Origin of the sequence: Hyphomonas sp. (assembly GCF_016125515.1) — a bacterium.
Lineage (GTDB): Bacteria > Pseudomonadota > Alphaproteobacteria > Caulobacterales > Hyphomonadaceae > Hyphomonas.
In genome coordinates this window covers 39,079-64,684 of sequence record NZ_WGLO01000002.1, presented here as the reverse complement: position 1 = coordinate 64,684, position 25,606 = coordinate 39,079, and the positions used below count along the sequence as shown (strand labels likewise).

General features: G+C 64.6%; 25 protein-coding genes and 1 tRNA gene. 11 read left to right on the top strand and 15 right to left on the bottom strand.

Going from position 1 to position 25,606, the window contains the following annotated elements; all coding sequences use genetic code 11:
- Nucleotides 1–6: 6 nt before the first annotated feature.
- Genes thrB through GC148_RS02320 form a run of 3 tightly spaced genes read right to left on the bottom strand, consistent with a single transcriptional unit; the run spans nt 7 to nt 4,035 of the window.
- On the bottom strand, nt 7–993 hold the full coding sequence (thrB, locus tag GC148_RS02330) for a homoserine kinase (RefSeq protein WP_291068417.1): 987 nt from the start codon (nt 991–993) through the stop codon (nt 7–9).
- A gap of 11 nt (nt 994–1,004) precedes the next feature.
- A complete protein-coding gene (locus tag GC148_RS02325) occupies nt 1,005–2,504 on the bottom strand; it encodes an MFS transporter (protein ID WP_291068416.1) in 1,500 nt (499 codons plus the stop codon).
- 37 nt (nt 2,505–2,541) lie between these two features.
- Nucleotides 2,542–4,035, bottom strand: coding sequence for an MFS transporter (locus GC148_RS02320; RefSeq protein WP_291068415.1), 1,494 nt, complete (start codon nt 4,033–4,035; stop codon nt 2,542–2,544).
- A 258-nt stretch (nt 4,036–4,293) separates the two neighbouring features.
- Here GC148_RS02320 and GC148_RS02315 point away from each other — a divergent pair, with 258 nt between their 5' ends.
- Nucleotides 4,294–5,895 (top strand): ABC-F family ATP-binding cassette domain-containing protein, encoded by a 1,602-nt coding sequence (locus tag GC148_RS02315; protein ID WP_366062928.1) that lies wholly within the window; start codon nt 4,294–4,296, stop codon nt 5,893–5,895.
- Here the strand turns inward: GC148_RS02315 and radC are convergent.
- The 3 genes from radC to map all read right to left on the bottom strand — a co-directional run bounded on the left by radC (nt 5,867) and on the right by map (nt 7,998).
- Entirely contained in the window at nt 5,867–6,337 is a 471-nt protein-coding gene (radC, locus tag GC148_RS02310) for a DNA repair protein RadC (protein WP_291068413.1), read from the bottom strand. The genes GC148_RS02315 and radC overlap by 29 nt on opposite strands.
- 189 nt (nt 6,338–6,526) lie before the next feature.
- Nucleotides 6,527–7,177, bottom strand: coding sequence for a thioredoxin family protein (locus GC148_RS02305; protein ID WP_291068412.1), 651 nt, complete (start codon nt 7,175–7,177; stop codon nt 6,527–6,529).
- The gene (gene map / locus GC148_RS02300; RefSeq protein ID WP_291068411.1) at nt 7,177–7,998 is read right to left on the bottom strand and encodes a type I methionyl aminopeptidase; all 822 of its coding nucleotides are present in this window, start codon (nt 7,996–7,998) and stop codon (nt 7,177–7,179) included. The genes GC148_RS02305 and map overlap by 1 nt, the downstream gene beginning before the upstream one ends.
- 118 nt (nt 7,999–8,116) lie before the next feature.
- Here map and GC148_RS02295 point away from each other — a divergent pair, with 118 nt between their 5' ends.
- From GC148_RS02295 to GC148_RS02280, 4 genes are all read left to right on the top strand, one after another.
- Entirely contained in the window at nt 8,117–9,439 is a 1,323-nt protein-coding gene (locus GC148_RS02295; protein ID WP_291068410.1) for a serine hydrolase domain-containing protein, read from the top strand.
- On the top strand, nt 9,436–10,194 hold the full coding sequence (locus GC148_RS02290; protein WP_291068409.1) for a molybdopterin-binding protein: 759 nt from the start codon (nt 9,436–9,438) through the stop codon (nt 10,192–10,194). Before GC148_RS02295 ends, GC148_RS02290 begins: the two co-directional genes overlap by 4 nt.
- Nucleotides 10,191–10,682 (top strand): hypothetical protein, encoded by a 492-nt coding sequence (locus GC148_RS02285; RefSeq protein WP_291068408.1) that lies wholly within the window; start codon nt 10,191–10,193, stop codon nt 10,680–10,682. Before GC148_RS02290 ends, GC148_RS02285 begins: the two co-directional genes overlap by 4 nt.
- Nucleotides 10,683–10,765: 83 nt before the next feature.
- Nucleotides 10,766–11,548: an enoyl-CoA hydratase gene (locus GC148_RS02280; RefSeq protein ID WP_291068407.1), complete on the top strand. Its 783-nt coding sequence runs from the start codon at nt 10,766–10,768 to the stop codon at nt 11,546–11,548.
- On the opposite strand, the gene GC148_RS02275 is transcribed toward GC148_RS02280, so the two are convergent.
- On the bottom strand, nt 11,545–12,318 hold the full coding sequence (locus GC148_RS02275; RefSeq protein ID WP_291068406.1) for a class III extradiol ring-cleavage dioxygenase: 774 nt from the start codon (nt 12,316–12,318) through the stop codon (nt 11,545–11,547). The genes GC148_RS02280 and GC148_RS02275 overlap by 4 nt on opposite strands.
- 170 nt (nt 12,319–12,488) lie before the next feature.
- On the opposite strand from GC148_RS02275, the gene GC148_RS02270 reads away from it, so the two are divergent.
- Together GC148_RS02270 and GC148_RS02265 are read left to right on the top strand one after the other, a co-directional pair.
- Nucleotides 12,489–13,700: an acetyl-CoA C-acetyltransferase gene (locus GC148_RS02270; protein WP_291068405.1), complete on the top strand. Its 1,212-nt coding sequence runs from the start codon at nt 12,489–12,491 to the stop codon at nt 13,698–13,700.
- Between the two features lie 208 nt (nt 13,701–13,908).
- Entirely contained in the window at nt 13,909–14,118 is a 210-nt protein-coding gene (locus GC148_RS02265; protein ID WP_291068404.1) for a cold-shock protein, read from the top strand.
- Nucleotides 14,119–14,221: 103 nt separating this feature from the next.
- Here the strand turns inward: GC148_RS02265 and GC148_RS02260 are convergent, their stop codons facing one another.
- Together GC148_RS02260 and GC148_RS02255 are read right to left on the bottom strand one after the other, a co-directional pair.
- Entirely contained in the window at nt 14,222–14,887 is a 666-nt protein-coding gene (locus GC148_RS02260) for a DUF2490 domain-containing protein (RefSeq protein ID WP_291068403.1), read from the bottom strand.
- Between the two features lie 120 nt (nt 14,888–15,007).
- Nucleotides 15,008–16,489 (bottom strand): SLC13 family permease, encoded by a 1,482-nt coding sequence (locus GC148_RS02255; RefSeq protein WP_291068402.1) that lies wholly within the window; start codon nt 16,487–16,489, stop codon nt 15,008–15,010.
- Nucleotides 16,490–16,614: 125 nt separating this feature from the next.
- Here GC148_RS02255 and GC148_RS02250 point away from each other — a divergent pair.
- Nucleotides 16,615–16,701: transfer RNA gene (locus GC148_RS02250), tRNA-Leu, on the top strand.
- Between the two features lie 44 nt (nt 16,702–16,745).
- Here the strand turns inward: GC148_RS02250 and GC148_RS02245 are convergent.
- Together GC148_RS02245 and GC148_RS02240 are read right to left on the bottom strand one after the other, a co-directional pair.
- Nucleotides 16,746–17,954 carry an alpha/beta fold hydrolase gene (locus GC148_RS02245; protein WP_291068401.1) on the bottom strand — a complete coding sequence of 403 codons (1,209 nt, stop codon included), beginning with the start codon at nt 17,952–17,954 and terminating at the stop codon, nt 16,746–16,748.
- 20 nt (nt 17,955–17,974) lie between these two features.
- The gene (locus tag GC148_RS02240; RefSeq protein WP_291068400.1) at nt 17,975–18,841 is read right to left on the bottom strand and encodes a pirin family protein; all 867 of its coding nucleotides are present in this window, start codon (nt 18,839–18,841) and stop codon (nt 17,975–17,977) included.
- A 170-nt stretch (nt 18,842–19,011) separates the two neighbouring features.
- Here GC148_RS02240 and GC148_RS02235 point away from each other — a divergent pair, with 170 nt between their 5' ends.
- Nucleotides 19,012–20,319, top strand: coding sequence for an amidohydrolase family protein (locus GC148_RS02235; RefSeq protein ID WP_291068399.1), 1,308 nt, complete (start codon nt 19,012–19,014; stop codon nt 20,317–20,319).
- Between the two features lie 155 nt (nt 20,320–20,474).
- Complete coding sequence (locus GC148_RS02230) at nt 20,475–20,996, top strand: ABC transporter substrate-binding protein (protein ID WP_291068398.1); 522 nt, start codon at nt 20,475–20,477, stop codon at nt 20,994–20,996.
- Between the two features lie 64 nt (nt 20,997–21,060).
- Here GC148_RS02230 and ald read toward each other — a convergent pair whose 3' ends face one another.
- The 3 genes from ald to GC148_RS02215 form a co-directional block, all read right to left on the bottom strand.
- On the bottom strand, nt 21,061–22,176 hold the full coding sequence (gene ald / locus GC148_RS02225; RefSeq protein WP_291068397.1) for an alanine dehydrogenase: 1,116 nt from the start codon (nt 22,174–22,176) through the stop codon (nt 21,061–21,063).
- A 150-nt stretch (nt 22,177–22,326) separates the two neighbouring features.
- Nucleotides 22,327–23,001, bottom strand: coding sequence for a TorF family putative porin (locus GC148_RS02220; protein ID WP_291068396.1), 675 nt, complete (start codon nt 22,999–23,001; stop codon nt 22,327–22,329).
- 214 nt (nt 23,002–23,215) lie between these two features.
- The gene (locus GC148_RS02215) at nt 23,216–24,031 is read right to left on the bottom strand and encodes an SDR family NAD(P)-dependent oxidoreductase (protein ID WP_291068395.1); all 816 of its coding nucleotides are present in this window, start codon (nt 24,029–24,031) and stop codon (nt 23,216–23,218) included.
- A 120-nt stretch (nt 24,032–24,151) separates the two neighbouring features.
- On the opposite strand from GC148_RS02215, the gene GC148_RS02210 reads away from it, so the two are divergent.
- Nucleotides 24,152–24,604, top strand: coding sequence for an ion channel (locus tag GC148_RS02210; RefSeq protein ID WP_291068394.1), 453 nt, complete (start codon nt 24,152–24,154; stop codon nt 24,602–24,604).
- On the opposite strand, the gene GC148_RS02205 is transcribed toward GC148_RS02210, so the two are convergent.
- Entirely contained in the window at nt 24,601–25,584 is a 984-nt protein-coding gene (locus tag GC148_RS02205) for a hypothetical protein (RefSeq protein WP_291068393.1), read from the bottom strand. The genes GC148_RS02210 and GC148_RS02205 overlap by 4 nt on opposite strands.
- Nucleotides 25,585–25,606 lie beyond the last annotated feature (22 nt).

The window sequence follows — 25,606 nt, the reverse complement described above, 5'->3', positions numbered from 1 at the left end:
AGTCCCCTAGAGTCCGTATTCGGCTGCGCTCGTCGTGCGCAGATGGAAGGCCAGACGCGCGGCATATTCAAGGGGGTTCTTTGGCCGAACCAAGGCGCCTGCCGGAGTGGCGGACCAGTCGGCCAGCCGGGTCAGGAAGAAGCGCATGGCCGAGCCGAGACAGAGCGTGGGCAGGGCGGCGCGTTCGCCGTCTGTCAACGGACGAACGGACTGGTAGCCCGCAATCAGCGCGGCGCCCTTGGAATAATTGTATTCGAGCCGCGAAGCATCGCTCGCATTGCCTTCATCGAACGCCCAGGAGTTGAGGCAGACGGCAAGGTCGTAGGCGAGCGCGTCCGTGCAGGCGAAGTAGAAGTCGATGGCGCCCGAGAATCTATCGCCGAGGAAGAACGCATTGTCGGGGAAGAGGTCCGCGTGGATCGTGCCGCGCGGCAGGTTGCCGTCGAAGGCGGGCGAGGCCTCGAGCGCGGCGAAGCAATCCTCCACCAGAGAGGGTAGGCCCGGCAGCAGCGCTTCGGCGGCCTCGGTGCGGCCCGTCCACAGCGGGGGCCACGCCTTCGGGCCAAGTGCGTTCTCGCGCGACATCGCAAAGTCGGCGAGCGCCACGTGCATCCGCGCGAGGCCTTCGCCGAGGCCTCGGCACTGGCGCACGTTCGGCCGCTTGGGCGACAGGCCTTCGAGGAAGGTGACGATCACCGCCGGCCGGCCTTCCAGCGTGCGAAGCGCCGACCCGTCGCGGCCCATCACCGGCTGAGGACAGGGATAGCCCTTGCCGGCCAGATGCTGTTTCAGCCCGATGAAGTAAGGCAGCTCGGCGGCGTTCACGCGCTTCTCGAACAAAGTGAGGATGAACCGGCCTGTCTCGGTCTCGAGATAGTAGTTCGAATTCTCCACGCCTTCGGCAATGCCCTTGAAGGACAAGGCCGCACCGAGATCGTATTCGGCCAGGAAGGCCGACAGCGCCTCGTCAGAAACTTGCGTATAAACCGCCATCGGCGGCGGGCTTACGCAGTTTTGGACAGCATGTCACGCGACAGCGTCTTGCCGGCGAGCAGGTAGTGCAGTGCCGCCCAGCCATAGAGCGTGGCGAAGATCACGATGGTCCATTGCAGCGCGCGCGCATTGGCCGAGGTGCAGGCCGCCGCCTGATCGGCGGCGAGACCGGCCGTTACCTTGCAGGCTTCGATCGACAGGCCGAGATCCGCGCCCGAAAGCATCATGGATTTCAGGACGCTCGACAGCGCGCCGGCCAGCGTCGGGCCGAGGCCGATGCCGATCAGGTTCACGGCGAACAGCGTGATGGCCACAGCGGTCGCCCGCGTCCGGCTGTCCACGACGCCTGCCGAGACGGCATACATCGGGCCGAGGTAGAAATAGTGCAGCGTCGCCGCCAGCATCAGCGGCGGGATCATCAGCGGCACCGTCGGCGCCATGTAGCCCATCCAGTAAAGCGGCACCGACAGGCCCATGCCGAGCGCCGGCATCCAGGACAGCGCGGTCGGGTAACGCTTCGACAGCTTGTCGGCGAGGAAACCCGACAGGAACACGCCGAGCGCCGCCATCAGGCCGAGCACCAGCGAGAAGATCAGCGCCGCTTCGGTCAGCGTCAGGTGGTGGGTGCGCAACAGGAAGGAGGTGGAGAAGGCCGCAATGCCATAGCCCGCGAAGGAGGCGATGGCGGCGCCGGTGACCACGTGCACATAGGTCGGCTTGCGCAGCAGGCCGCCGAGGGCGGAGAGGAAGGCTTCGGGCGGGCCCTTGCGGTCTGCGCCAGGCGGATCGCTGTAACCACGGGGTGGTTCCTTCACGGTCGCGGCCAGGATGAACGCGAAGAGTACGCCGGGCAGGCCGACCGCGACAAAGGCGATGCGCCAGCCTTCGACATTCTCCCAGGCGATCAGGTTCTGTGCCCAGGTCCAGCCCCAGGAGCCGAACAGCGCGTGGACATTGTGGCCGGTGACGTAGTCGTTGATCGGGCCAGCCGAGAGGCCTGCCATCATGCCGCCGAGCGGGACGCCGAGGGCGTAGATCGAGGCGGCGGTCGCGCGGCTGGTGGGCTTGAAATAGTCCGCGATCACCGATTGGGCCGGCGGCGTGCAACCGGCTTCACCCACCCCGACGAGCAGGCGGAAGATGAACATGGTGATAAAGCTGGTGGCGAAGCCGCAGAGGACCGTCATCAGGCTCCACAGCGATAGCGAGATGACGATGATCATCATCCGGCTGCGCCGTTCGGCGACCCGGGCAATCGGAATGCCGAGCGTGGTATAGAAGATCGCGAAGGCGAGCCCGCCGAGCAGGCCCATGTGCCAGTCTTCGAGCTTGAGCGACACTTTCATCGGCTCGGTCAGGATCGCGAAGATCGACCGGTCAATGAAGTTGAAGATGTAAACAACGAGCAGCGAAGAGAGCACATAGCCGCGGTAAAGCGGTGTGCCGAACCCGGTCTTGTAGCCCGGTTCGGCTTCGGTGGTTGTCTGGCTAGGGGTGGCGGCGTCGGTCATTCGGGTCTCCACGACAGTCAGGCAAGGAAAAAGGATCTCAGGTAGCGGGGCTCCAGCGGTCTTTCTGGTAGGTCCGGGCGGCGAGGAAGTAGAAGGCGGCGGCGATCACGAAGAACAGGACGGTCGCGATCATCGACTGGCGCAGACCCTCGGCATAGGCCGAGCAGAGCGCCGGACCGTTCACGCCCAGCTCTTCAACCTTGTTGGCGCAGAGGGCCGGGTTGAACGAAGCGAAGGCTTCCTGCAGGCCGGCCTTCTTCACGATGCCGCCCATGAAGGCGCTGCTCATCGCGCCGGTGAACATCGGGCCGATGCCGTTGCCGATGAGGCTGATGATCAGCAGCATCACCGACACGGTGGTGGCGCGCGAGCCGGGGCTGACGATGGAGGTGGACACCGTGTACTGCGCGCCGAGGTAGGCGTAGTGCATGATGGCCGCGATGATCCAGAGGCCGAAGGCCATCGGCAAAGTGGGCGCGAGGAAGGCGAACACGTAGGCCGGCACCGCGATCAGAAGGCCGACGCCCGGCAGCCAGGCGGCGACCGACGGAAAGCGCGGCGCAAGTTTCTCGGACAGGAAGCCGCCGGCAAAGGTACCAAAGGCGGCGACGGCGGCCAGCGGCGCGCCATAGAGCATGGCGGCGTCGCGCACGTTCACGCCGTGGACGCGCTGCAGGAAGGGTGCCTGGAAGCTGATGAGGCCGTAGCCGACAAAGGCCACGAACGCGGCGCCCAATGAGAGGGTCCAGAAGGTCGGCTTCTTGCCGAACTCCTTGAAGGCTTCAAAGAAGCCGGCCTTGGCGACGACGGTCGATTTCGGATCCGAAAAGCCGCGTGGCGGCTCCTTGATTGTGAGCCAGAGGATCAGCGCGATCAGCAGGCCGGGCGCGCCGACGATGACGAAGACAAGGCGCCAGCCTTCGACTTCCGACCAGTTGATGCCCGACATCAGGCCGCCGAGTCCGATGGCGTTCATCCAGCCGCCGAAGGTTTCGCCCTTGAGGCTGGCGAGCTGGCCGCCGAAGAGCTGGGCGAGGACGCCGCCGAGCGTGACGCCCATGGAATAGATGCCGATGGCGTTGGCGCGGCTCTTGGGCGGGTAATAGTCGGTGATGATGGAATTGGCGGGCGGCGTGCAGCCGGCCTCGCCGATGGCGACGCCGACGCGGAACAGGAGCAGCCACATGAAGCTGGCCGCGAGGCCGCAGAAGACCGTCATCAGCGACCAGATGACGACGCAGAGCGAGATGATCATCACGCGGTTGCCGCGGTCGGCCCACATCGCGATCGGGATGCCCATCAGGGCATAGAAGAGCGCGAAGGGCGGCCCGGTCAGCAGGCCCCATTGGGTGTCGGTGAGCGAGAAGGTGTTGATGATCGGCTGGGCGACGACCGTGATCACGGTGCGGTCGATGAAGTTCAGCGTGTAGATCAGCGTCAGGGCGAGGAGAACATAAGTGCGGTATGGCTTGGTGCCGAAACCGGTGATGTGTCCGTTCTCGCTGCCGGCCGTGGCCGCAGTGGCTGTCATTATCTTTCGCCTCCCAGGAAAAGCGCCCTTCTGTCGGAGCGCTTCGGTGTTGTGGCGACGGTAACCTGCCCGGCGCGCCCTGCAAGCCTTATCGTCAGGTCAGGGCGCCCGGATTGCCAATTCCCGCGAGGCGCGCATTGAATCCGGCCCGCATCACGCTTAATTCGGCAATACGAACCGATCAGGGGAGGTGCATCGCCATGAACCAGGCCAGCCAAATGACCGCACAAGGATCAATTTGCTCGACGAGTTCTGACCATGCCTGCTTCAATCACCCTATCTGCGCTGGGCTATGCGCTTCCCGATAGCCAGGTTCTTTTTTCTGACCTTACTTTTAGTTTCAATTTGGAACGCACCGGCCTTGTAGGCCGGAACGGCGTTGGCAAGTCGACCCTGCTGAAACTGATCGCGGGCGAATGCGTCCCCCACAGTGGAATGGTCTCCGTCACCGGCACGCTCGGCGTGCTGCGCCAGGGCTTTGCGCCGGCGCCGGGCGAGACCGTGGCCGACCTGTTCGGGATCCGCGGCGCGCTCGACCTGTTGCAGGCGGCTGAGGCGGGCTCCGCCGATCCGGCGCGTTGGGACGAGGTCGACTGGACCCTGCCGGCGCGGTTCGCTGCGGCGCTCGGCCGGGCGGGGCTGGACGCGGAGGCGGAGATCGAGCTGGCGGCGCTGTCCGGCGGGCAGCGCACGCGGGCGGGGATTGCCGCGCTGGTGTTCGCGGCGCCGGACTTCCTGCTGCTGGACGAGCCGACCAACAATCTCGACCGGGACGGGCGCGCGGCGATCGCCGGCCTGCTGGCGGGCTGGCACGGCGGGGCGATTGTCGTCAGCCATGATCGCGAACTGCTGGAGCAGATGGATGCCATCGTCGAACTGACGACGCTTGGCGCGGCGCGCTATGGCGGCGGTTGGAGCGCGTTTGAGGCGCGCAAGGCGCTGGAGCTGGACGCGGCGCACCGCGATCTCTCGGAGGCCGAGCGGCAGCTGGAGGACACGCACGCGAAAACCCAGCGCGCGGCCGAGCGCAAGGCGCGCAAGGACGGCACCGGCAAACGCAAGGCCGCCAAGGGCGGCGCGCCGCGGATCCTGATCGGCGCGATGAAGCGCCGCGCGGAAGCCTCCAGCGGCGCGCTGCAAAACCTCGCCGCGCGCCAGACGGCCGAAGCCGAAGATGCGGCGCAGGCGGCACGCGAGCGGATCGAGGTGCTGGAAAAGCTGAAGGTCTCAGTGCCGCCGAGCGGGCTGGCGGCAGGCCGGGTCGTGCTGAGACTGAAGGGGGTGACGGCAGGCTATGATGCGGCGCGGTCCGTGTTGCGCGATGTGTCCTTCGAGCTGCGCGGGCCGGAGCGGGTGGCGGTGGCGGGAGGCAACGGGGCCGGCAAGTCGACGCTGCTGAAGGTCGTGACCGGGGCGCTCGCGCCTTGGGCGGGCGAGGCACGCGTGGCTGTGCCTTTCGTGATGCTGGACCAGGATGTGAGCCTGCTCGATCCGGCCGGGACGGTGCTGGACAATTTCCGCCGGCTCAATCCGCAGACGGATGAAAATGCATGCCGGGCTGCGCTCGCGCGGTTTCGCTTCTGGGCGGGGGCGGCTTTGCAGCAGGTCGCGACGCTGAGCGGCGGCGAGCGTCTGCGGGCGGGACTGGCGGCGGCGCTCGGCGGCGCCGTGCCGCCTCAGCTGCTGATCCTGGACGAGCCGACGAACCATCTCGACATCGCATCACTGGAAGCGGTGGAGGCGGGTCTTTGTGCGTATGACGGCGCGCTGCTGGTGGTGAGCCATGATGCGGCCTTCCTGCAGTGCGTCGGCATCACCCGCACGCTGACGCTCAGTTCAGGCCGGATGAGCGGAAGCTGACGACGCCGGCGGCGCCGACGATCAGGTGGTCGTGCACCGTGATGTCGAACGGCTGCAGCACGTCGATGATCTCGCGCGTGGTGTCGATATCGGCGCGCGAGGGCTTGGGGTCACCCGACGGGTGATTGTGCACGAGGAAGAGGCTGGCGCATTGGATCTCCAATGCGCGCCGGGCGATCTCGCGCGGATAGAGCGGCGCATGATCGATCGTGCCGCGGCCCATGATTTCATCTGTGATCAGCTGGTTCTTCCGGCCGAGAAACAACACGCGGAACTGTTCGCGCGTCTCGTGCTGGATCTCGCGGCGCACATATTCGACGAGAGCGGTCCAGGAGGGAATTGCCTCGCGGGACTTGATCTCCTCGCAGGCGGCTCGAGAGTTGAGTTCGGCGATGGCCTTGAGATAGGCGGCAACCGTTTGCCAGACCCCGTCGAACTTCACGAGGTCTTCGGCAGGGGCACCGAGGATCGCGGAGAGGGCCCTGAGCCGGGCCTTGAGCCGGGCCTGTAGGGCCTAGGCGATAGGCTTCACGTCGCGGCGCGGAATGAACGCCATTAGCAGAACTTCGAGGATTTCATAATCGTCAAGCGCGGTGGCGCCGCGTGCCAGCCGTTTGGTGCGGTTCGTTGGTCATGTGCGAAGCGCTGCCGCGCGCAGGCGCTTGAGTTCCTTGATGACGAGGGCGCGGTCGTAGCCGGCATAGGCGCCGAGACCGTTGATCTGGATCTTCACCAGCTTGTGGTCGAGCTTGGCCGCGAATTTCCCGTCAGGACCCACCGCGAAAATGGTGGGGTAGTACTCCTGGAAATAGGCTTCGGCGCCGGCCGAGCGGATCACGTCGTCGGCGCCGGGCGCAAAGTCGTCCTCGATGTGCACGACAACAAAATTGTCCGCAACATAGCGCACGAGGGCGAGCGCGCCGGCGCTGACTTCGCCGCGCTTGCGGGCAGTGATGTGATCGAAACGGCCGGTCGCGCCTTTCAGGTGGGCGTCGAACGTGTGGCACCAGCCGCACCATTCGGCGCCGATGATGACCAGCAGGGTCTTGTTCTCGGCCCGGGCCTTGTCCAGCGCGGCGGAATAGATTTCGAACTGGTCCGAACACTGATCATAGCTGCGCGCGCGTCCATCGCGGCAGGCCGGGTCGAGGCTGAGCGGATAGGTCACCACGCCGTCCGCGGCTTCGGCGATCAACGCGTCGGCGACCGCCGGGCTGCCCGTTTCGCGGGAACAGGCGGTGATGAGAAGCAGGACGGCGGCCGCAATGACCGGAAGGCGCATCAGGGGCGAACCTTGTACGGCTCGTGCCACCCCTTCGGCGAGGCCGAGAAGATCTCGACGCCGGTTTCGGTGACGCCCACCGAGTGTTCGAACTGGGCGGACAGCTGACGGTCGCGGGTCACCGCGGTCCAGCCATCCGGCAGGATGGCGGCGTCCTTGCGGCCGAGGTTCAGCATCGGCTCGATGGTGAAGAACATGCCGGGCATCAGCTCGGGGCCGGTGCCATAGGCCGAGGAGTGTACAACGTTCGGTTCGTCATGGAACAGGCGGCCCAGACCATGGCCGCAGAAATCGTCCACGACCGACACCCGGTTCAGGCGGGCCACTTCGCTGATCGCACCGCCGATGTCGCCGAAGCGGTTGCCGGGCTTCACCTGTGCGATGCCGGCCATCATGGCCTCATAGGTCACTTCCATCAGGCGTTCGGCTTTGCGTTTCACTTCGCCGACGCCGTACATCCGGCTGTGGTCGCCGTGCCAGCCGTCGATGATCAGCGTGACGTCTATGTTTGCGATATCGCCATCCTTCAGGGCCTTAGGGCCCGGGATGCCGTGGCAGATGACGTGGTTCACCGAAATGCACGAGGCATGGCGATAGCCGCGATAGCCGATGGTGGCGGAGGTGGCGCCATGGTCGCGCACGAACTCGAACACGCGCTTGTCGAGATGTTCCGTCGTCACACCGGGCTTCACTTCGGGCACGAGCATGTCGAGGCATTCCGCCACGAGGCGGCCGGCGCGGCGCATGCCTTCGAAGCCTTCGGCGTCGTGGATGCGGATTTCGCCCGTGCGCATGGGCAGAAGGAGGTTTGTATCTGTCATGGCCGCAATATGGCAGGCCGGGCCCTTGTTTTCCACTCCCTTATTGCGGGATGCCTTGCCCAAATCGCCGGTCGCTGCCAGTTAACGGCGCAGACAATCTTGAGGGGTAGGCGCGCCAATGCGGACAATCTCGACACTTTTGGCGGCCGGGGCGGCTCTGGTGCTGGCGGCGTGCGCCAGTGCGCCGGTGGAGGCGCCTGCCGTCGCCCTGGCGGCCGAGGCGCCGGTCGAGACAATCCCTCCTGCGCCCCGCATCGACGAAGCCGGTATCGCGGCGCTTGAGGCCCGGATGGCGCGATACGTGACGGACGGCGACGTGCGCGGCATTGCCACGCGCCTCATCGTGGACGGCGAAGTGGTCAGCGATTTGACCGCCGGCATCCGCCGCGCGTCGGACGAGGCGCCCATCGAAGAGGACACGATCTACCGGATCTATTCGATGTCGAAGCCGATCACCGGTGTTGCGATGATGATGCTTTACGAGGAGGGCGCGTTCACGCTGGACGACCCGATCACGAAGTTCGTGCCGGAATTCGCCGGTCTGCGGGTGATGACCGGCGTGGACGACGCAGGCCAGCCTATCCTGACTGACGCCGACCATATTCCGACGATGCGGGAAGTGATGAGTCACACGGCAGGCTTCGCCTATGGCCTGTCCGGCACCGATCCGGCCAACACGGCGTTCCGCGACCAGAAGATTCTCGAATCTCCGGACCTGGAGACCTTTATCGAAAAGGTGGCGGACGTGCCGCTGCTGTTCCAACCAGGAACCGCTTGGGCGTACAGCGCAGCGGTCGATGTGCAGGGTTATGTTGTGCAGAAGATTTCCGGCCAGTCGTTCGGAAGTTTCCTCAAGACGCGCCTGTTCGATCCGCTCGGCATGAAGGATACGGGCTTCTATGTTCCCGAGGCGGACCTCGACCGGTTCAGCGATGTATTCGGCTATTCCGACAAGGTGGCCGGCCTCGTGCCATTCGATGTGCCGCAGCTCGCCTTCCGGAAGGAAACGGTTGGCATGGAGTCCGGCGGCGGCGGTCTGGTTTCGACGATGGATGATTATACCCGCTTCACCTGGATGCTGCTCAACGACGGCGAGCTGGACGGTGTGCGCATTCTGAAGCCGGAAACTGTGGCGCTGATGCGGACCAACATGCTGCCGCCTGGCGCCGAGTTGTTCTCCGACGGCACAGGCGCCAATGCCGAGACGGCGGGCCTGGCGTTTGGACTGGACCTCGGGCTGATCGAGGACCCGGCTGCGGCAAACCGGCCGCAGGCAGCGGGTTCCTATTTCTGGGGCGGCGCCGCGGGCACATGGTTCTGGGTCGATCCCACGAATGACCTGATCTTCATCGGCATGATCCAACGCTTCAGCCGGGGCGGCCCGGTGGTCGATTTCCGGGGCGAGTCTACCGAGCTGGCCTATGGGGCGCTCGCGAAATGACGACCCAGCCCACCGCTGCCGTGCTGCTGATCGGGGACGAGTTGCTGTCCGGACGAACGCGCGACATCAATCTCCAGCAGATCGCGCAGTTCCTGGAGCCGCTCGGCATTCCGGTTTGTGAGGCACGCACCGTGCCAGACATCCAGGACGAGATCGTTGCGGCGGTGAATGTGCTGAGGGCGAAGTACACCTACGTGTTCACCACCGGCGGCATCGGCCCGACGCACGACGACATCACGGCAGATGCAATCGCGGCGGCGTTTGGGGTCGGCATTTCGGAACATCCCGATGCCCTGCGCGACATGGCGGCGCGCTATGCGGCGATGAACACCGAGTTCACACCAGCGCGGCGGCGCATGGCGCGCGTGCCGCATGGGGCGCGCCTCGTGGTCAATCCCGTGTCCGGCGCGCCGGGTTTCCAGACCGGCAACGTCTTCACGCTGGCCGGCGTGCCGCAGATCGCCCGCGCGATGCTGGAGGATATCGGCCCGCGCCTGCAATCGGGCGCGGTAGTGCACAAGGTGACCGTGCGCGGCAAGGGCCTGCGCGAAGGCGATCTGGCTGAGGCGCTGGGGCAGATTGCGAAGGCTTCGCCGGGTGTGGGGATCGGGTCTTATCCCTGGTATGGCAGTTACGAGGATCATGGCGTGGCGCTGGTGGCGCGTTCCACGAATGCAGAGGCGTTGGCCGGGGTACAGGCGCAGCTGGAAGCGTTGGCGCGCAGTCTGGGCGTCGAACCGGAAATACAATCATGAGCTTTATCACCCGCACGCCCGTTCTCTGGACGCTCTTTGGGCTGACGATCGGTTTGACGCTCGCATTCGGCGCCTTCGCGCCGATGGTGGGTGGCCAGTATCTCGACATGGTGTCTGCGCCGGCGGACTCGCGGGCGCTGTATGAGGCAATGACGCCGGCCCAGCGCAGCGCGCACTTCTGGCTCACGCTGGTGCTCGATACGGCCTATCCGATGTCGTTCGGCCTCCTCTTCGCCGGCATGGGTCTGCGTTTCTTCGGCAAATGGGGCAAACTGGCGGCGATCCCCGGCTTGGCTGTGCTGATCGTCGACCTCACCGAGAACACGCTTCAATGGCTGACGCTGTCTGGCGCGGCCTATCTGCTGGAGCCGAAAGCCTGGATCACGCCGCTCAAGATGGACCTGTTCTATCTTGGCGCCATCCTGGCGCTGGCGGGGGCCGGAATCGGCGTCTACCGCATGGTGACCAAGGCCAAGTCGAAGGCCTGACACGCCCCGACGTCAGCCTTTGCGTATGGCGAGGGCTGGCGGTATCACCGAAATCTTACCCGAGCCGCAAGGAAACTGCCGTCATGTCTGAACACATTGTCCTCACAGAGCGCCACGGCGCTGTCGCCCTTGTCACGCTGAACCGGCCGGACGCGCTGAACGCGCTGAACCGGGCGCTGCGGGCTGAGATCGTGCGCGTGTTCAACGAACTCAGGCAGGACGAGTCGATCCGCGCGGTGGTGCTGACCGGAGCCGGGCGCGCCTTCACGGCGGGCATCGACCTCAAGGAAGCCGGGCAAACCGGCTTTGCCCTCGGCGCGGACGAGGACTCCAAGTCGATCAACATGGCGGCCGCGCTGGAGGCCTATCCCTGGCCGATCATCGGCGCGATCAACGGCTTCGCCATCACCGGCGGTTTCGAACTGGCGCTGATGTGCGACGTGCTGTTCGCGTCGGAGCACGCGAAGTTCGCCGACACGCACGCCCGCGTCGGCATCGTGCCGGGCTGGGGCCTGTCGCAGAAACTTTCGCGCCTGATCGGTATCAGCCGGGCGAAGGAACTCTCCTTCACCGGTAACTTCCTAGATGCCCACACGGCCGAGCGTTGGGGTCTCGTGAACCGCGTCTATCCGGCCGCTGAACTGGTGCCCGCCGCGCTGCAGCTCGCGACCGAGATGACAGGCACGCAGCCCGTCCTGCTGAAGAAGTACAAGGCATTGATCGATGACGGCTTCGGCATGACCTTCGCCGCCGCGATGAAGGAAGAAGTGAAGCGCTCGATCGAGCACGCGGAGTCGGTGTCTGCCGAAGCGGTCGAGGAAGCGCGCAAGCAGGTCACCGCGCGCGGGCGGGACCAGCAAGGCTAGTCCGCAAAGGCGTAGGCATCCATTCTCAGTACGCTGAAGGTCAGCGACTGGTGCAGGTGTGCGGCCGGGGCACTTGCGCCGGCGCCGAGCGCGACGAACAAGGGCAGGAGATGCTCCTCGGTCGGGTGGTTGCGCGCCGCGTGGGGGGCGAGGCGGCGGTAGTTGACCAGATCGTCCGTGCGGCCCTCCGCCAGCGCCTTGACCATCCAGTCCGCAAATCCGCGCACCCAGGCCGGCTCCTCGTTCGGGCCGCGCCAGGCGACCGAGCGCAGGTCGTGGGTGAAACTGCCGCTCGAAAGGATCAGGACGCCATCGTCTGCCAGGGGGCGCAGCGCCTTGCCCAGCTTCAGGTGATGCGCCGGGCCAAGCGCCGTCTGCACCGACAGCTGGAGTACTGGAATGTCATTGGCGGGATACATCAGCTTCAGCGGCACCCAGGCGCCGTGGTCCAGCCCACGTGCGGTGTCGATGCCGGCAGGAAGACCGGCGGCGCGGATCAGGCCGGCGATCCGTTCGGCGAGGGCCGGGGCGCCAGGCGCAGGATAGCGCTGGTCGAACAGGATCTGCGGGAAGCCGCCGAAATCGTGGATCGTCTCGTTCACCTCGACGGCGTTTACGGCCGGGATGTTGGTTTCCCAGTGCGCGGACACCACGAGGATCGCCTTCGGCCGGGCCAGAGTGCGGCCAAGTTCGCGCAGGAAATCGCGTGCGGGCACGTCGTCGAACAGCAAGGTGGGCGAGCCGTGGGACACAAAAATCGGGGCCATCATCGGCAGGTCTCCGGGTATCTTCTACCCTGCAGATAGGGCCTCAACGCCCGGGCTGTCAGCCTTCGCCCTCTGGCTAACACCTATGCCGTTACGGCATGGCCGGATCGGAGTTGCGCCGAGTGGTCGCGTCGGCCTATCACCTTGGCCAAACATCATTGAGGGAGACCGCCATGCGCGACGTAGTGATCTGTGAACCCGTGCGGACGGCTGTGGGCGGCTTTGGCGGCTCCTACCGCGACGTGCATGCGCATGTGCTCGGCGCCACCGTCGTTGCCGGTCTGATGGAGCGCACAAAGCTGCCGAAGGACAAGGTCGAGGATGTGATCTTCGCGCAGTGCTATTCCTCCATGGATGCGCCGGCACTGGGCCGGGTGGTAGCACTGGACGCGGGGCTTCCGGTCGAAGTAACCGGCATGCAGATCGACCGGCGCTGCGGCTCCGGCCTGCAGGCGATCATCAACGCGACAATGCAGGTGGCCACCGGCGCGATGGATTGCGTGATCGCCGGCGGCGCGGAATCGATGAGCAATGCGCCATTCTATTCCACCAAATGGCGCTGGGGCCTCGGCCAGGGCAACATGACCGTCAATGATGGCCTGGTCACCGGGCGCGTGACGGCAGGCGGCAAGAATTTCCCGGTGCCCGGCGGCATGCTGGAGACGGCGGAAAACCTGCGCCGCGATTACCAGATCTCCCGCGCCGCACAGGACGAGTTCGCCGCAGCCAGCCACGCCAAGGCGGTGGCCGCCCAAAGGAGCGGTGTGTTCGATGAAGAGATCATTCCGGTCACGGTACCCGGCCGCAAGGGCGATACGGTGGTGACGAAGGATGAACATCCGCGTGCGGATTCAACCGTGGAAGTGCTGGGCAAACTGCGTGCGATCCGCCTGAAGCAGGACCCGGATGCAACGGTGACTGCGGGCAATGCCAGCGGCCAGAATGACGGCGCCTCGGCCTGCCTGGTGATGACGCGCGAGATGGCGGAGCAGTACGGCCTCAAGCCGATGGCACGGCTCGTGTCCTGGGCGGCCGGCGGCGTCGGCCCGGCGGTGATGGGGATCGGGCCTGTTCCGTCTTCGGAGAAAGCACTGAAGAAGGCCGGTCTGACGCTGAAGGACGTCGACCTGATCGAGCTGAACGAGGCTTTTGCGGCGCAGGTGCTCGCCTGCACGAAGGCCATGGGCTTTGCCAAGGAAGACTTCGAACGCCTCAACGTGCATGGCTCGGGCATCTCGCTGGGACACCCCGTGGGCGCCACTGGCGGGCGTATCCTAGCCACGCTGCTGCGCGAAATGGACCGCCGCGAGGCCCGCTACGGCCTTGAAACCATGTGCATCGGTGGCGGGCAGGGGCTGGCTGCGGTCTTCGAACGCGTTAACTGAAAAAATCAGAATTCGGACGGTTTCCGAACCTGACAGATAAATAACTTGCTATTTGGCGGCGCGGGGCGCATATGCCCCAAATCGACATTGGCCGGACAATCAGGCGCAGCTCCCCCAAAAGGGTGCAGTTTCAGACAACCCCTCCAAATCTTCGATATGCAAGGGCTGGCGCATTGTCAGCCCACGAACTGGTATGAGAACTACTTTTATGACGAACGGTACTGTGAAATTCTTCAACAGCCAAAAAGGCTTCGGCTTCATCGCGCCTGCAAACGGTGGCAACGACGTGTTCGTTCACGTCACCGCCCTTGAGCGCTCGGGCATCGCGACCCTGAACGAAGGCCAGAAGGTCAACTTCGACACGGCCAAAGATCAGCGCTCCGGCAAAATCGCCGTGAGCACGATCGAACTGGCGTAAGTCCAGACGAGCTGACGGCGCCGTGCCTTGCGCACGGCCGTAACGGCAGTGAACTGAATGGGCGCGCTCCGGAAACGGGGCGCGCTTTTTTATTGGGCTGGGTTCAGAAGCCAGCGGACAAGCCGATCACGATGTGATGGTTCGTTTCGTCGTCTCGTCCATTGATGCCGTTCTTGTATTGATTGAGATAGCCCGCTTCCCAACCTACCCGGCCTACTTTTCCTTTGACGACTGCCTTCGCGCGATTTTCCTGCAGCCCTTCAAAATTGCCCCAAGCGGTGTCATTCAGGCCGAAGATGGCTTCGTCGCTCAAACCGATCTTGAGTTTGGTGCCTTCAATCGGATGTTCGAGCGAGATCTGCTGGCGAATGCGCCAGCCGAGATCGTTGTTCGTTTCGCGCCAGCGCTGCTCCAGACGTGTGCGGCCTGCCACTTCAAATCCGCCGGCTTCAAACAGATCGTAGCCGGCTTGTTGCCAGATGCGGTGCTCAATCGTGTCGTCGCCGGATCGCCGCGTGCTCGAAAAGCGATAGCCGCCGCTGAGTTTGAGCGTGTCATTTACCTTGTAGCCAACGCCGGGCCGCAGGACGATGGTTTCGGTGTCGCCATCCGGGTCAAATCGAACTTCAGAGTTCAGCGTATATTCGAACTTGGAGTTGATTTCGGACTTCTTTTTCAGCTCAAGGCTGGTCCACACTTGGTTTTCAGCGATGGCGAATGGCGCAATTGCGGCGGCCGCGACGGTAGCGATCAGGAGTTTACGAAACATCACGGGTTCCTCTTGCATCCCGGCCGTCGCTTCTGCGAGGCCGCTGTTTGATGCGCACGCCCTAGTCCGCGTTGATGGAGCTTTTATGACAATAGCCGAAAACTTTGTTCCGGATTTATGTCATGCCCCGAAAAACAGGGTCACGATCACGATGCAGGCGATGTTCAGCCACAGTCCGGCCTTGGCCATGCGCGCGATGGACAGCTGCCGCGTGCCGAACACAACGGCGTTGGGTCCGGTCGCAATCGGCAGCATGAAGGCGCAGGACGCTGCCATGGCGCAGGGAATCACCAGGGTGGTGACATCGATTCCCGTGGCGGTGGCGAGCGCGCCAAGCACGGGCAGGAAAGTTGTCATAGCGGCCACGTTGGACATCACCTCCGTGAGGAAGATGAGCAGCGCGACGATCACGAGGATCAGCAGTACCGGTGGCAAGGCGCCAAGGCCGGCCAGCGAGGTGCCCAGCCAGGCGGCGAGGCCGGATGCCTGGACAGCGGCTGCAATCGACAGGCCGCCCCCGAAAAGCAACACAACGTCCCAAGGGATGGACTTGCCGTCGTCCCAATCGAGCAGCGCGAAGCCCCGGCCTGCCTCGGATGTTTTCGAATCCCCATGTGGCACCAGGAACATCACGACCGCGCCGATGATGGCGATACCCATGTCGGTAAGACCGGCGAGGCCCGGCAGTTTCACCAGCTGCTCCCGGAAGATCCAGGCTGATGCGATGACGGCAAACACTATCGCGACGCGCGCCTCGGGCGTCGAGATTTGGCCGAGGCCGGCATGCTGGGACTTGATCTCTGCATGCGCCGCCCGGGCGCCGGCGGGGTTCGATTTCAGCCCCCAGGTCACGACGATCCAGGCCGCCGGCAGCATCAGCCCGACGATGGGCAAGCCGAACGACATCCATTCCCGGAAGGAGATCTCGATATCGGCATTCTCGGCCAGCCAACCCATGGCGATCAGGTTGGTGGGTGTGCCGACCGGGGTGGCGAGGCCGCCGATGGAGGCAGAATAGGCCACGCCGAGCAGGAGCGCACCGGCGAGCCGTGCGCCGCCCCCTGCCGCCAGCGCGACCGACATGGCGATGGGCGCCATCATCAGGCTGGTGGCCGTGTTGGAGATCCACATCGACAGGAGCGCTGTGGTCAGCATGAAACCCGCCGCGAGCAGCTTTAGACGGGCGCCGGACACCATCAGCACATTGAGCGCGATCCGCCGGTGCAGGTTCCATTTCTCGATCGCCAGTGCGACGATGAAACCGCCGAACAGGAGCAGCACGGTCGGGTCGGCATAGGGCGCGGCGACGGCCTTCAGAGGCATCACCTCGAACAGGGGCAGGATGGCAAGTGGCAGCAACGATGTGATGGCAATCGGCACCGCTTCGCTGGCCCACCAGACGGCCATCAGGACGAGCAGCCCGGCCACACGCAGACCGATAGGGTCCAGTCCCTCCGGCGCCGGCAGGAGCGCGATCAAGAGGCCGAGGGCGGGGCCGAGGAACAGGCCGATGCGTCCACCCAGCCCTGAGGCCGGCGCGGCGCCTGCGGCATCTGACGGCAAAGGCTGGCGCGGCGGGGTTGTCTCACCCGTCTCGGTCATGGATTTGTCCTCGAACCCCAAATTTCTTTGGCTGAGCCTTAGCGCGCTTTGCGAGGCTGGGGAACCGGCAGACCGGCTTGCCTTCGGCGCGCCTGCGCCCTAACCCTCGGGCCTTAACCAGTGCTGCGGGCGTGGCGAAACTGGTAGACGCAAGGGACTTAAAATCCCTCGGCCGAAAGGTCATGCCGGTTCAAGCCCGGCCGCCCGCACCATCCAAACCGGTCCGCGAAGCGGATCAATCGGTCCGCCCGGCGATTCAAGCAGTCACCTGGGTCCGGATCTTCACTTCGCCTGAGAGCGTACGGTGGACTGGGCATTTCCCGGAAATCTCGATCATCCGCGCGCGCTGGGCCTCGTCGAGATTGCCTTCGAGGGTGATGGAGACAGTGAACATGTCAATCTTGCCTTCGCGCGTTTCGCAATCGGCGCAGTCGGCTGCGTGGATCTTGTCATGCTTCACCGCGACCGCAATGCGCGTGACGTCCCATTTCTTCTGGTTCGCATACATCCGCATTGTCATCGACTTGCAGGCGGCAAGGCTGGCGGCAAGCAAGTCGTAAGGCGAGGGGCCCAGATCCTGACCGCCGACATCCCTGGGCTCATCCGCCAGGATCATATGCCGGCCGGAATGGACAAGGTTTGCATACAAACCATCGCCCGTCTCCTCGGCGACCACATGACCTTCGGGGTGCACGGGCATCGGCGGCATGGGTACATAGCGCGCCGACCAGCCGGCAATCACATCGGCGGCATAGGCCGCATCTTCTGGGCGGGTCAGGAAATGGTCGGCCTTGTCCAGCGAGACGAAGCTCTTGGGGTGTTTCGCTGCCCGGAACACGACGGTTGCATTCTCGATGCCGACGACACTGTCGCCCGGCGCGTGGAGGATCAGCAGCGCCTTGCGTAGCGCCGCGATGCGGTCCAGCTGCGGCTGGTTGCGGATGTCCTGCAGGAAGTCGCGGCTGATGGTGAAGGGCTTGCCGCCCAGCTTCACGTCCGCCGCACCGTGCGCTTCAATCATGTCGACGGCTTCGGCGAAGTTCTGTTCCACATGCGCGACATCCGCGGGCGCGCCGATGGTCACTACGGCTGCGGCGTCTGCGATCCGTCCGGCGGCCGCGAGCACGGCCGCCCCGCCGAGACTGTGCCCGATGAGGAGGGAGGGAGGTCCGTAGGCGGAGCGGATGAAGTCTGCCGCGGCAACCAGATCGTCCACGTTGGATGAGAAGGTGGTTTGAGCGAAGGCCCCGTCCGAGTGGCCGATGCCGGCAAAGTCGAAACGCAGCACCGCAAAGCCGTGCTTGGCGAGCGCGCGGGAGACCCGCGTGGCCGCCGCTGATTCCTTGCCGCAGGTGAAGCAGTGCGCAAAAACGGCCCAGGCGCGGGGTACGCCCACGGGCCGCTCAAGCCGGCCGGACAAGGTCTGCCCTGCGGCGCCCGCAAACGTGACGGTTTCGGTCTTCATATCGGTTGTCCTGTTGGGCCTCAGCCTTCCGGCAGCGGCGTGAATACTTCGGTATCGCCATCGGGCAGTTTCATGCGGCCCTGTTTCCAGTCGGACTTGGCCTGCTCGAGCCGATCCTTCGAAGAGGACACGAAGTTCCAGAAGATGAAGCGTTCGCCGATCGGCTCGCCGCCGAGCACCATCACAGTGGAGGGCTCGCGGGCCGTAACGCGCGCATCGCCTTTGCCTAGCACGGCCATCTGGCCCGCGTTAAGCACCTGTCCATCGATATCGGCAGAGCCGGTCGTCACATAGACTGCCCGTTCGGGATATTCGGAGGGCACGCCGCGCGAAGCGCCGGCGTCCATCTCCCAGTGCATGTAGAACAGTGGAGAGTTCACCCTGACGCCGGCATCAAGTCCCTCGGCGGCGCCTGCAATGATCCGTCCACGGATTCCGGGTTCGGTCCAGGTCGGCAGGCTCTCGGCGGGATGGTGCCAGAAGCCGGGATCGATCTCCTCGACCTCGTTCGGCAGCGCCACCCAGGCCTGGATGCCGTGCATGTGGGCGCCGTTCATGCGGGCGTATTCTAGCCGTTCGGAATGCGTGATGCCCTTGCCGGCGGTCATCCAGTTCACGGCGCCCGGTTTGATTTCCTGCTTGAAGCCCAGGCTGTCGCGGTGGGTCATCGCGCCGGAATAGAGGTAGGTTACGGTGGAAAGGCCGATATGTGGATGCGGCCGCACATCCAGCTCGCGCGGGATGCCGGGGGCGAAATCCACCGGCCCCATCTGGTCAAAGAAGATGAAGGGGCCGACCATCCGCCGCTTGGCGAAAGGCAGCACGCGGCCAACTTCGAACCCGCCGCCAAGGTCACGGGTGCGCTTGTCGATGATGAGCTCGATCATGGTCTTCCTCCAATCCTCTGAAATCCTAGCGCGATGTAGGGCTGCGGGCGAAGCGTTTTCAGGCCGCGCGCGCCGATAACATTTATGCACAAGTCCGCCGTTCGACCCGCGGGCCTGTTCAGGCAGTCCATCGCTTGCTAACGCTTGTCGCCAGTAATGGGAGAAACGGGATGATCGACACGACGCGCAAGACGATGGCCGCTGCGACGGCAGCCCTCTTGATGGCGCTTCCGGCGCTTGCCGAGACAACGTACATCCAGGCCGGCAAGGTCATGGCAGTCCCGGGAGAGACGGTGCTCGGCGAGACCACGATCATCGTGACCGATGGCCGGATCGTTTCTCTCGAAGCCGGCTACAAGGCGCCGAAGGACAAGAAGGCGAAGGTCATCGACCTCAAGGACAGCTATGTCCTGCCGGGCTTCATCGACAGCCATGTTCACCTTACGTCGGACACCGGCGGCATCGCTTCGCAGCTTGAGGACGTCACGCTTTCGTCCGCCGCGCAGGCATTCAATGCCTGGGACAATAGCATGAAGACCCTGCGCGCGGGCTTCACCACAGTGCGCAATCTCGGTGATGGCGACGGCGCGGTGCTGGCGCTGCGCGACGCCGTGAACGATGGCCAGGTGACCGGGCCGCGCATCCTTGATGCCGGCAATTCCATTTCGACCACGTCGGGCCACATGGATGGCTCACTCGGCTACCGCGATGAACTGCGGGAATATTTTAACGGCGCCGGCAACACGTGCAACGGCGCAGAAGATTGCCGCCGCGCGGTGCGTCTGCAGGTTGCGCGCGGCGCGGACGTGATCAAGTTCGCCACTACGGGCGGCGTCAACAGTCGTATCGGCGCCGGCCTTGGCCGCCAGATGTTTGAAGACGAGGCGCGCGCCATCGTTGAGACGGCGCGTCTGTTCGGCAAGAAGGTTGCGGTGCACGCGCATGGCGCAGATGGCATCCGTCTGGCGCTGCAGGTCGGCGTCGACTCGATCGAACATGGCACCATCCTCGATCCCGAAACAATCGAAGCCTTTGCGGCCTCCGACACGTATTATGTGCCGACGCTCTCGGTCGTGAACGGATATATCGAGCGGCTCAAGAACAATCCGGACTCCTATGAGCCGGACGTCCGTGCCAAGATCGAATGGCGCATCGACATCACTGGCAAGAGCCTCGAGATCCTGTACGCCCGCGGCGTAAAGATCGCGTTCGGAACTGATGCCGGTGTCTCGAAGCACGGCCGCAATGCCGACGAATTCGAGCTGATGGTGAAGTTCGGCATGCCGTCGGTCGAAGCCATCAAGGCGGCCACGATCAATGCGGCGGACCTGCTGGGTCTCACTGAGGAGATTGGTACGCTCGAGCCGGGCAAGAGCGCAGACCTCGTTGCGGTGAAAGGCGATCCGCTGAAGGATATCAGGATCCTGAAATCGGTCAGCTTCGTGATGGCGCGCGGGAAAGTCGTGCCACTCCAGTAGTCAATCACCGCGTTTCAGAAATTTCACGTGCAACGCTGGGAAGGGATGTCCACAAGGGATTGATCAGGGCCGGGAAGAAATATGAGACGCGCGCTTGGGTTCGTAAAGCCCGCTTCGCCCATGAAAGGACCCGCCCGATGCTTCTTCGCGCCCTCATGGCTTCTGCTGCTCTGTCGCTCACTGCCTTCGCCGCCCATGCCGGGGAGGAGGCCGAGAGCGTGATCGCGGCGGCCGCGTCGCAGATTTCCAATCCCGTGACCGGGAAGGATGCCTTCCGCAAATCCATCGACGTGCCGACGGTGGCCCACTTCACGCTCGGCAAGTATGCGAACCGCATCAGCGATGCCGACCGGGACCGGTTTACGCAGGCGTTCGACGCCTTCCTCGCGAGCACTTATGAGGAACACCAGAAGGACTTCGCAGACGCCAAGGTGCAGGTGATCGGTTCGGTCGACCGCACGCCGACCGATTCCATCGTCGAGACGCGGGTCTCGCCCAAGGAGGGGGATACCATGACCGTTCGCTGGCGCGTGGTCGAGCGTGAGGGTGAGTGGCGTGTGGTTGATGTCGAAGTGCTGGGCCTCTGGCTTGCCATCGAGCAGCGTGCGCAGATCGTTGCCCTGCTCGACAAGCCGCGCACCACGATTGACGATGTGATTGCCGCCTTGGCAAGCTGACCTGCCGTCGAAAGGAAAAATCCGCCCGGGTGTGGGGTAGCTTTCTTGTTGATTGGAGAGGGGCTCAGCCGGCTAGCCAGGACGGTCGGACGTATTCTTCGCCGAGGTCCTTCGCCACGGCTTCGTGTGCGATCTTTCCGGCATCGACGGTGAGACCATTAGCGAGGTGCGGATCGGCGTTGATCGCAGCGCGTGCGCCCTTGTTCGCGATCTGCATCACGAAGGGCAGGGTCGCGTTGTTCAGCGCATAGGTCGAGGTACGCGGCACGGCGCCCGGCATGTTGGCCACGCAATAGTGCAGTATTCCGTCCACGTCGTAGATCGGGTCTTCGTGTGTGGTGGCATGGCTTGTCTCGAAACAGCCGCCCTGGTCGATGGCGATGTCGACCAGCACGGCGCCGGGCTTCATCGTTTTCAGCTGCGCACGGCTGATCAGTTTTGGCGCGGCCGCGCCCGGGATCAGCACGGCGCCGATCACCAGATCGGCGTCTTTGATGGCCTCGGCCAGCGCGTGCGCCGTCGAGTACATCGTCTTGAGGCTTCCGCGGAACTGCTCGTCGAGCTGGGCAAGGCGGACATTGTTGCGGTCGAACACGGTCACGTCGGCGCGCATGCCCACGGCGATCTCGGCCGCATGGGTGCCCGAGACGCCGCCGCCGATGATCACGACCTTGGACGGGGCCACGCCAGGCACGCCGCCCAGCAAAATGCCGCGGCCGCGCTTGGTGCGCATGAGCGCCCAGGCTGCCACCTGCATCGACATGCGCCCGGCCACCTGGCTCATGGGGCGCAGCAGCGGCAGGCCGCCTTCGTCGTCGGTCACCGTCTCATAGGCGATGGCCAGGCAGCCCGATTTCATCAGGCCCTTCGCCTGGACCGGATCGGGCGCGAGATGGAGATAGGTAAAGAGGGTGTGGTCCTTGGTGAGCCGCGCGGTTTCCTCCGGCTGCGGTTCCTTGACCTTCACGATCAGTTCGCTGCCCGCAAACACGGCGTCGGCATCCGGCGCAATCTGCGCGCCAACCGAGGTGTAGGCCTCGTTGCCGAAGCCGGAATTGACGCCGGCATTCGATTGGACCAGCACGCTGTGCCCGGCGCGAACCAGCTCGCCGACGCTTTCCGGTGTCAGTCCGACACGGGATTCCTGCTTTTTGATTTCGGTTGGAACGCCAATGCGCATAGAGCCTCTCCTCGGGGAAGGTCCATGCCTATAAACCTGTCAGCACGCAAATTCCAGCCAGACTGGGTTAACAAAAGCAAAGAGCCGCATGCGGGCAAAGGAATATTCCCACATGCGGCTCCAGAGCCGGAGAAGGCTAAACCCGAAGGCTTACATGCTGCGCGAGACGGTCAGCACGACGCGGTCGTCGGCAACGTTCACGCCGTCGATGTCGGTGCCCCAGTAGCGCAGGTCGAAGCCGAAACCGGCAGCCGAGGTCGAAGCGCCGAGCGACCAGTTGGTGTAGTCGCCACCGGCGTCAAACTGGTAGTTGCCGACGCTGGCATCGACGCCGAAATTCTCGGTCAGGGCGAAGCCGGCGGTTGCGTTGACGTACATGTTTTCGTTGTCCGGGTCGTAATAGACTTCACCGCCGACCGCGAGACCGCCTTCGAATTCATAGCCGAGGGCACCCTTGATTTCGACAAAGTCGAAGTCCGAATCTTCGGAGTCCGGGTAAACGTAGTAGATCAGGCCGACATCCCAGGTGATGCCGTTGGCGAACTCGCTGGCGAGGCCGCCGTAGAAGTCCACTTCCATGTTGGCGTCCGAGCCATCGTCAAAGTCGATGTTCGAGGCCCAGGTGCCGGCATAGAACATGCCGTTTGTGTAGTCGAAGCCGCCTTGCAGGGCGAAGTCTTCGTTGGACTGGGAAATGCCGCGCCACACATAGTCGGTGGTCATCGCGACGTTGCCGGAGAATTCGCCTTCTGCAGCGGCCGTACCGGCTGCTGCGGTTGCCAGTGCGATCGCGAGCAGGCTGGCACGTGAAAGTGTATTTTTCATTTGGAGGAAACCTCGCTTCTGTCATCACGCTCCTGATCGAGCGCCACGCCAGACGCTGCCGGGCAGTGACCGAAATTTCGATGGCAAACGTAACGTAAATGCGCGCACTCCGCGCCGTCCGCCGGGCTTTTGGGCAGGCGAGATGCCTAATGCCTGTGCATTGGGCGATGCAGCGAATCCACACTTGTGTGGCAGATTCGCAACAGGAAGCGGCTCAGCGAGCAACCATCGGCGCGTAGCCGAGGTGCATGCCGGCATCCACCAGAAGCGTCTCGCCGGTCACGTGGCGCGAGGCGTCCGTGAGGAAGAAGACCGCCGAGTCGGCGATGTCATCCGGGCCGCTGGCGACGTGCAGCGGCACCGAGGCGGCCACCCCGGCCTCCATCTTGGCATATTGCTCGGCGCTCATCTCGTCCTTGAACCAGCGCGTGCCGATGAATCCGGGGCAGACCGCGTTGACGCGGATCGCCGGCGCCAACGCGCGCGCAAGGCTGATCGTCATCGTGTTGAGCGCGCCCTTGGTGGCGGCATAGGCCACGGACGAGCCGATGCCCGTCACCCCGGCGATGGACGACACATTCAGCACGGCCGAGGCCCGGCCGGTCTGACGGTGGGCTTCGACCAGCAACGCCTTCGTCTTCTGCAGCATCAGGAACGGCCCGGCGACGTTGACGGCATATGTATGGAGGAAATCCTCGCGGGTCAGAGCATCGAGGTCGGCATGGTCGCGGGCGTGTTTGGTGATGCCGGCATTGTTGACGAGGATGTCGAGGCGGCCGCCTTGCGCGGCAGCTTCGGCCAGCTTGGCGCAACCCTCCTCGGTCGACACGTCCGCCTGCACCAATCGGGCTTGGGCGCCCGCCTTCTGGCAGTCCGCCACCGTGGCTTCGCCATCCGCGACCGACTTGGTGCAGTTGATGATCACGCTGGCGCCACGTTCGGCGAGCCGCAAGGCGATGGACCGGCCGAGACCCGTGGCGGAACCGGTGACGAGGGCGCGGCGGCCTTCAAGATCTTTGGGCTGGGTCATGGGGGTCCTCCGCGGGGTTCTGGCCTTTTATGGGTCTGCTTGTGGCGCCAGTTTCTGGGGCCGTCAACGAAACCGCAAGGCCCGTGTGCGACACTGACCAACCGGGGAGGCGTAAAGCCCATGTTGATGTTGTTCCTGAACCTTCTGGTGGCTGCCGTGCTGGTGGCGACGACGTTTGTGGTCCACTTCGCGGGCCTCGTCGGCCTCACGGCCGTGATGCGACGGACCGGCGGCCATCCCAGCCGGCATTCCACCATCATGAAGCAGGGCGCCGCCATCCTCGCCATCCTGTTCGGGCTGTTCGCGCTCCACTCGCTGGAGATCTGGATCTACGCGTTCGCCTATCTGGCGCTCGGCGAGCTCGGCCAACTTGAAACCGCGCTCTATTTCTCGACCGAGACGTTCACCACCGTGGGCTTTGGCGATGTCATCCTGTCCGACCGCTGGCGCATGCTGGGGGCGGCCGAGGCCATGAACGGCTTCCTACTGATCGGCTGGTCGACCGCGTTCCTGATCTCGCTGACGGCGCGTGTGCGTGCCTTCGAGGCCGAGATCGAAAACCTCGACGACTAGGCCGCGCCCTTCCACATCTTCAGAAGGCGCGGCGTCGCGACCGCCAATGCCACCAGTGTCAGCCCCGCGATCAGCAGGGTCATCGGCTCGGCGCCGAACACCTCGAAATACTGCGTGTAGCCATGGATGGCGAGGAAGACGAGCGCGCTGATCGACAGGAATCCGCCGCGCCGCGTCAGCATGGCCAGCGCGACCGCCAGTGCGGCCCAGCCGATGGAAAAGGGCCACTCGGGAACGATCAGGGCGGTCTTGCGCCAGGCTTCATACGACTCGTAATCGGCCCAGCGCGTGCTGCTCCAACCGCTATCGCCGATGATGTCGCCCCAGAGTGAGCCGACCCAGAAAGCGAAGTGGACGAGGAACATCGCGGTGCGCGCCGCAACGGTCACCAGTCCCGACCAGGCCTCGCTCACCCGCGTGCGGGCAGCGTAAAGCCCGGCGGCGAGGGTGCCGAAGACGCCGATCGTTGGGACCGGTTCTTCCACCAAGAGGGCGTACGACGCGTGCCAATAGCCAGACCCCGTGCCGAACACAGCGCCGAGCGCGACCACAGCCAGCGCCGCCATGAAGGCGGAGCGGAACCAGAAGGCGCCCGCCGTCAACACGGCGGTTATCAGCAAGGCGGGCTGGGTGGACGACGGCGCGTCGCCATATTGCCAGGCGACCCAGCCGGCAAGGCCCAGCGTGCCCATCAGGGCGAGACCGGCCGACAGGACCTTGAACTCTTCGCCCGGTGCGAAGCGGCGCAGACCTTCCGCGCCCGCCAGCGCGGCGACGGCAAGCATCAGGCCCGTGCCGGCATTCGGCACGAGGGCAATTGCCGCGGCGGAGACCGCCAGCGCGCCGAAGATCAGGAGGACGTTGACGATCAGACCGGCGCGCCGGTCAGGCAGGGCGAGGCCCGTCAGCCGCGCCGCCTCCTCCGCCGAAAGGCAGCCTGCTCTCACGAGGGCGTCGAGATCCAACCGGATAATGCTCATGGCAATTTTCCTTTTAGTGAGC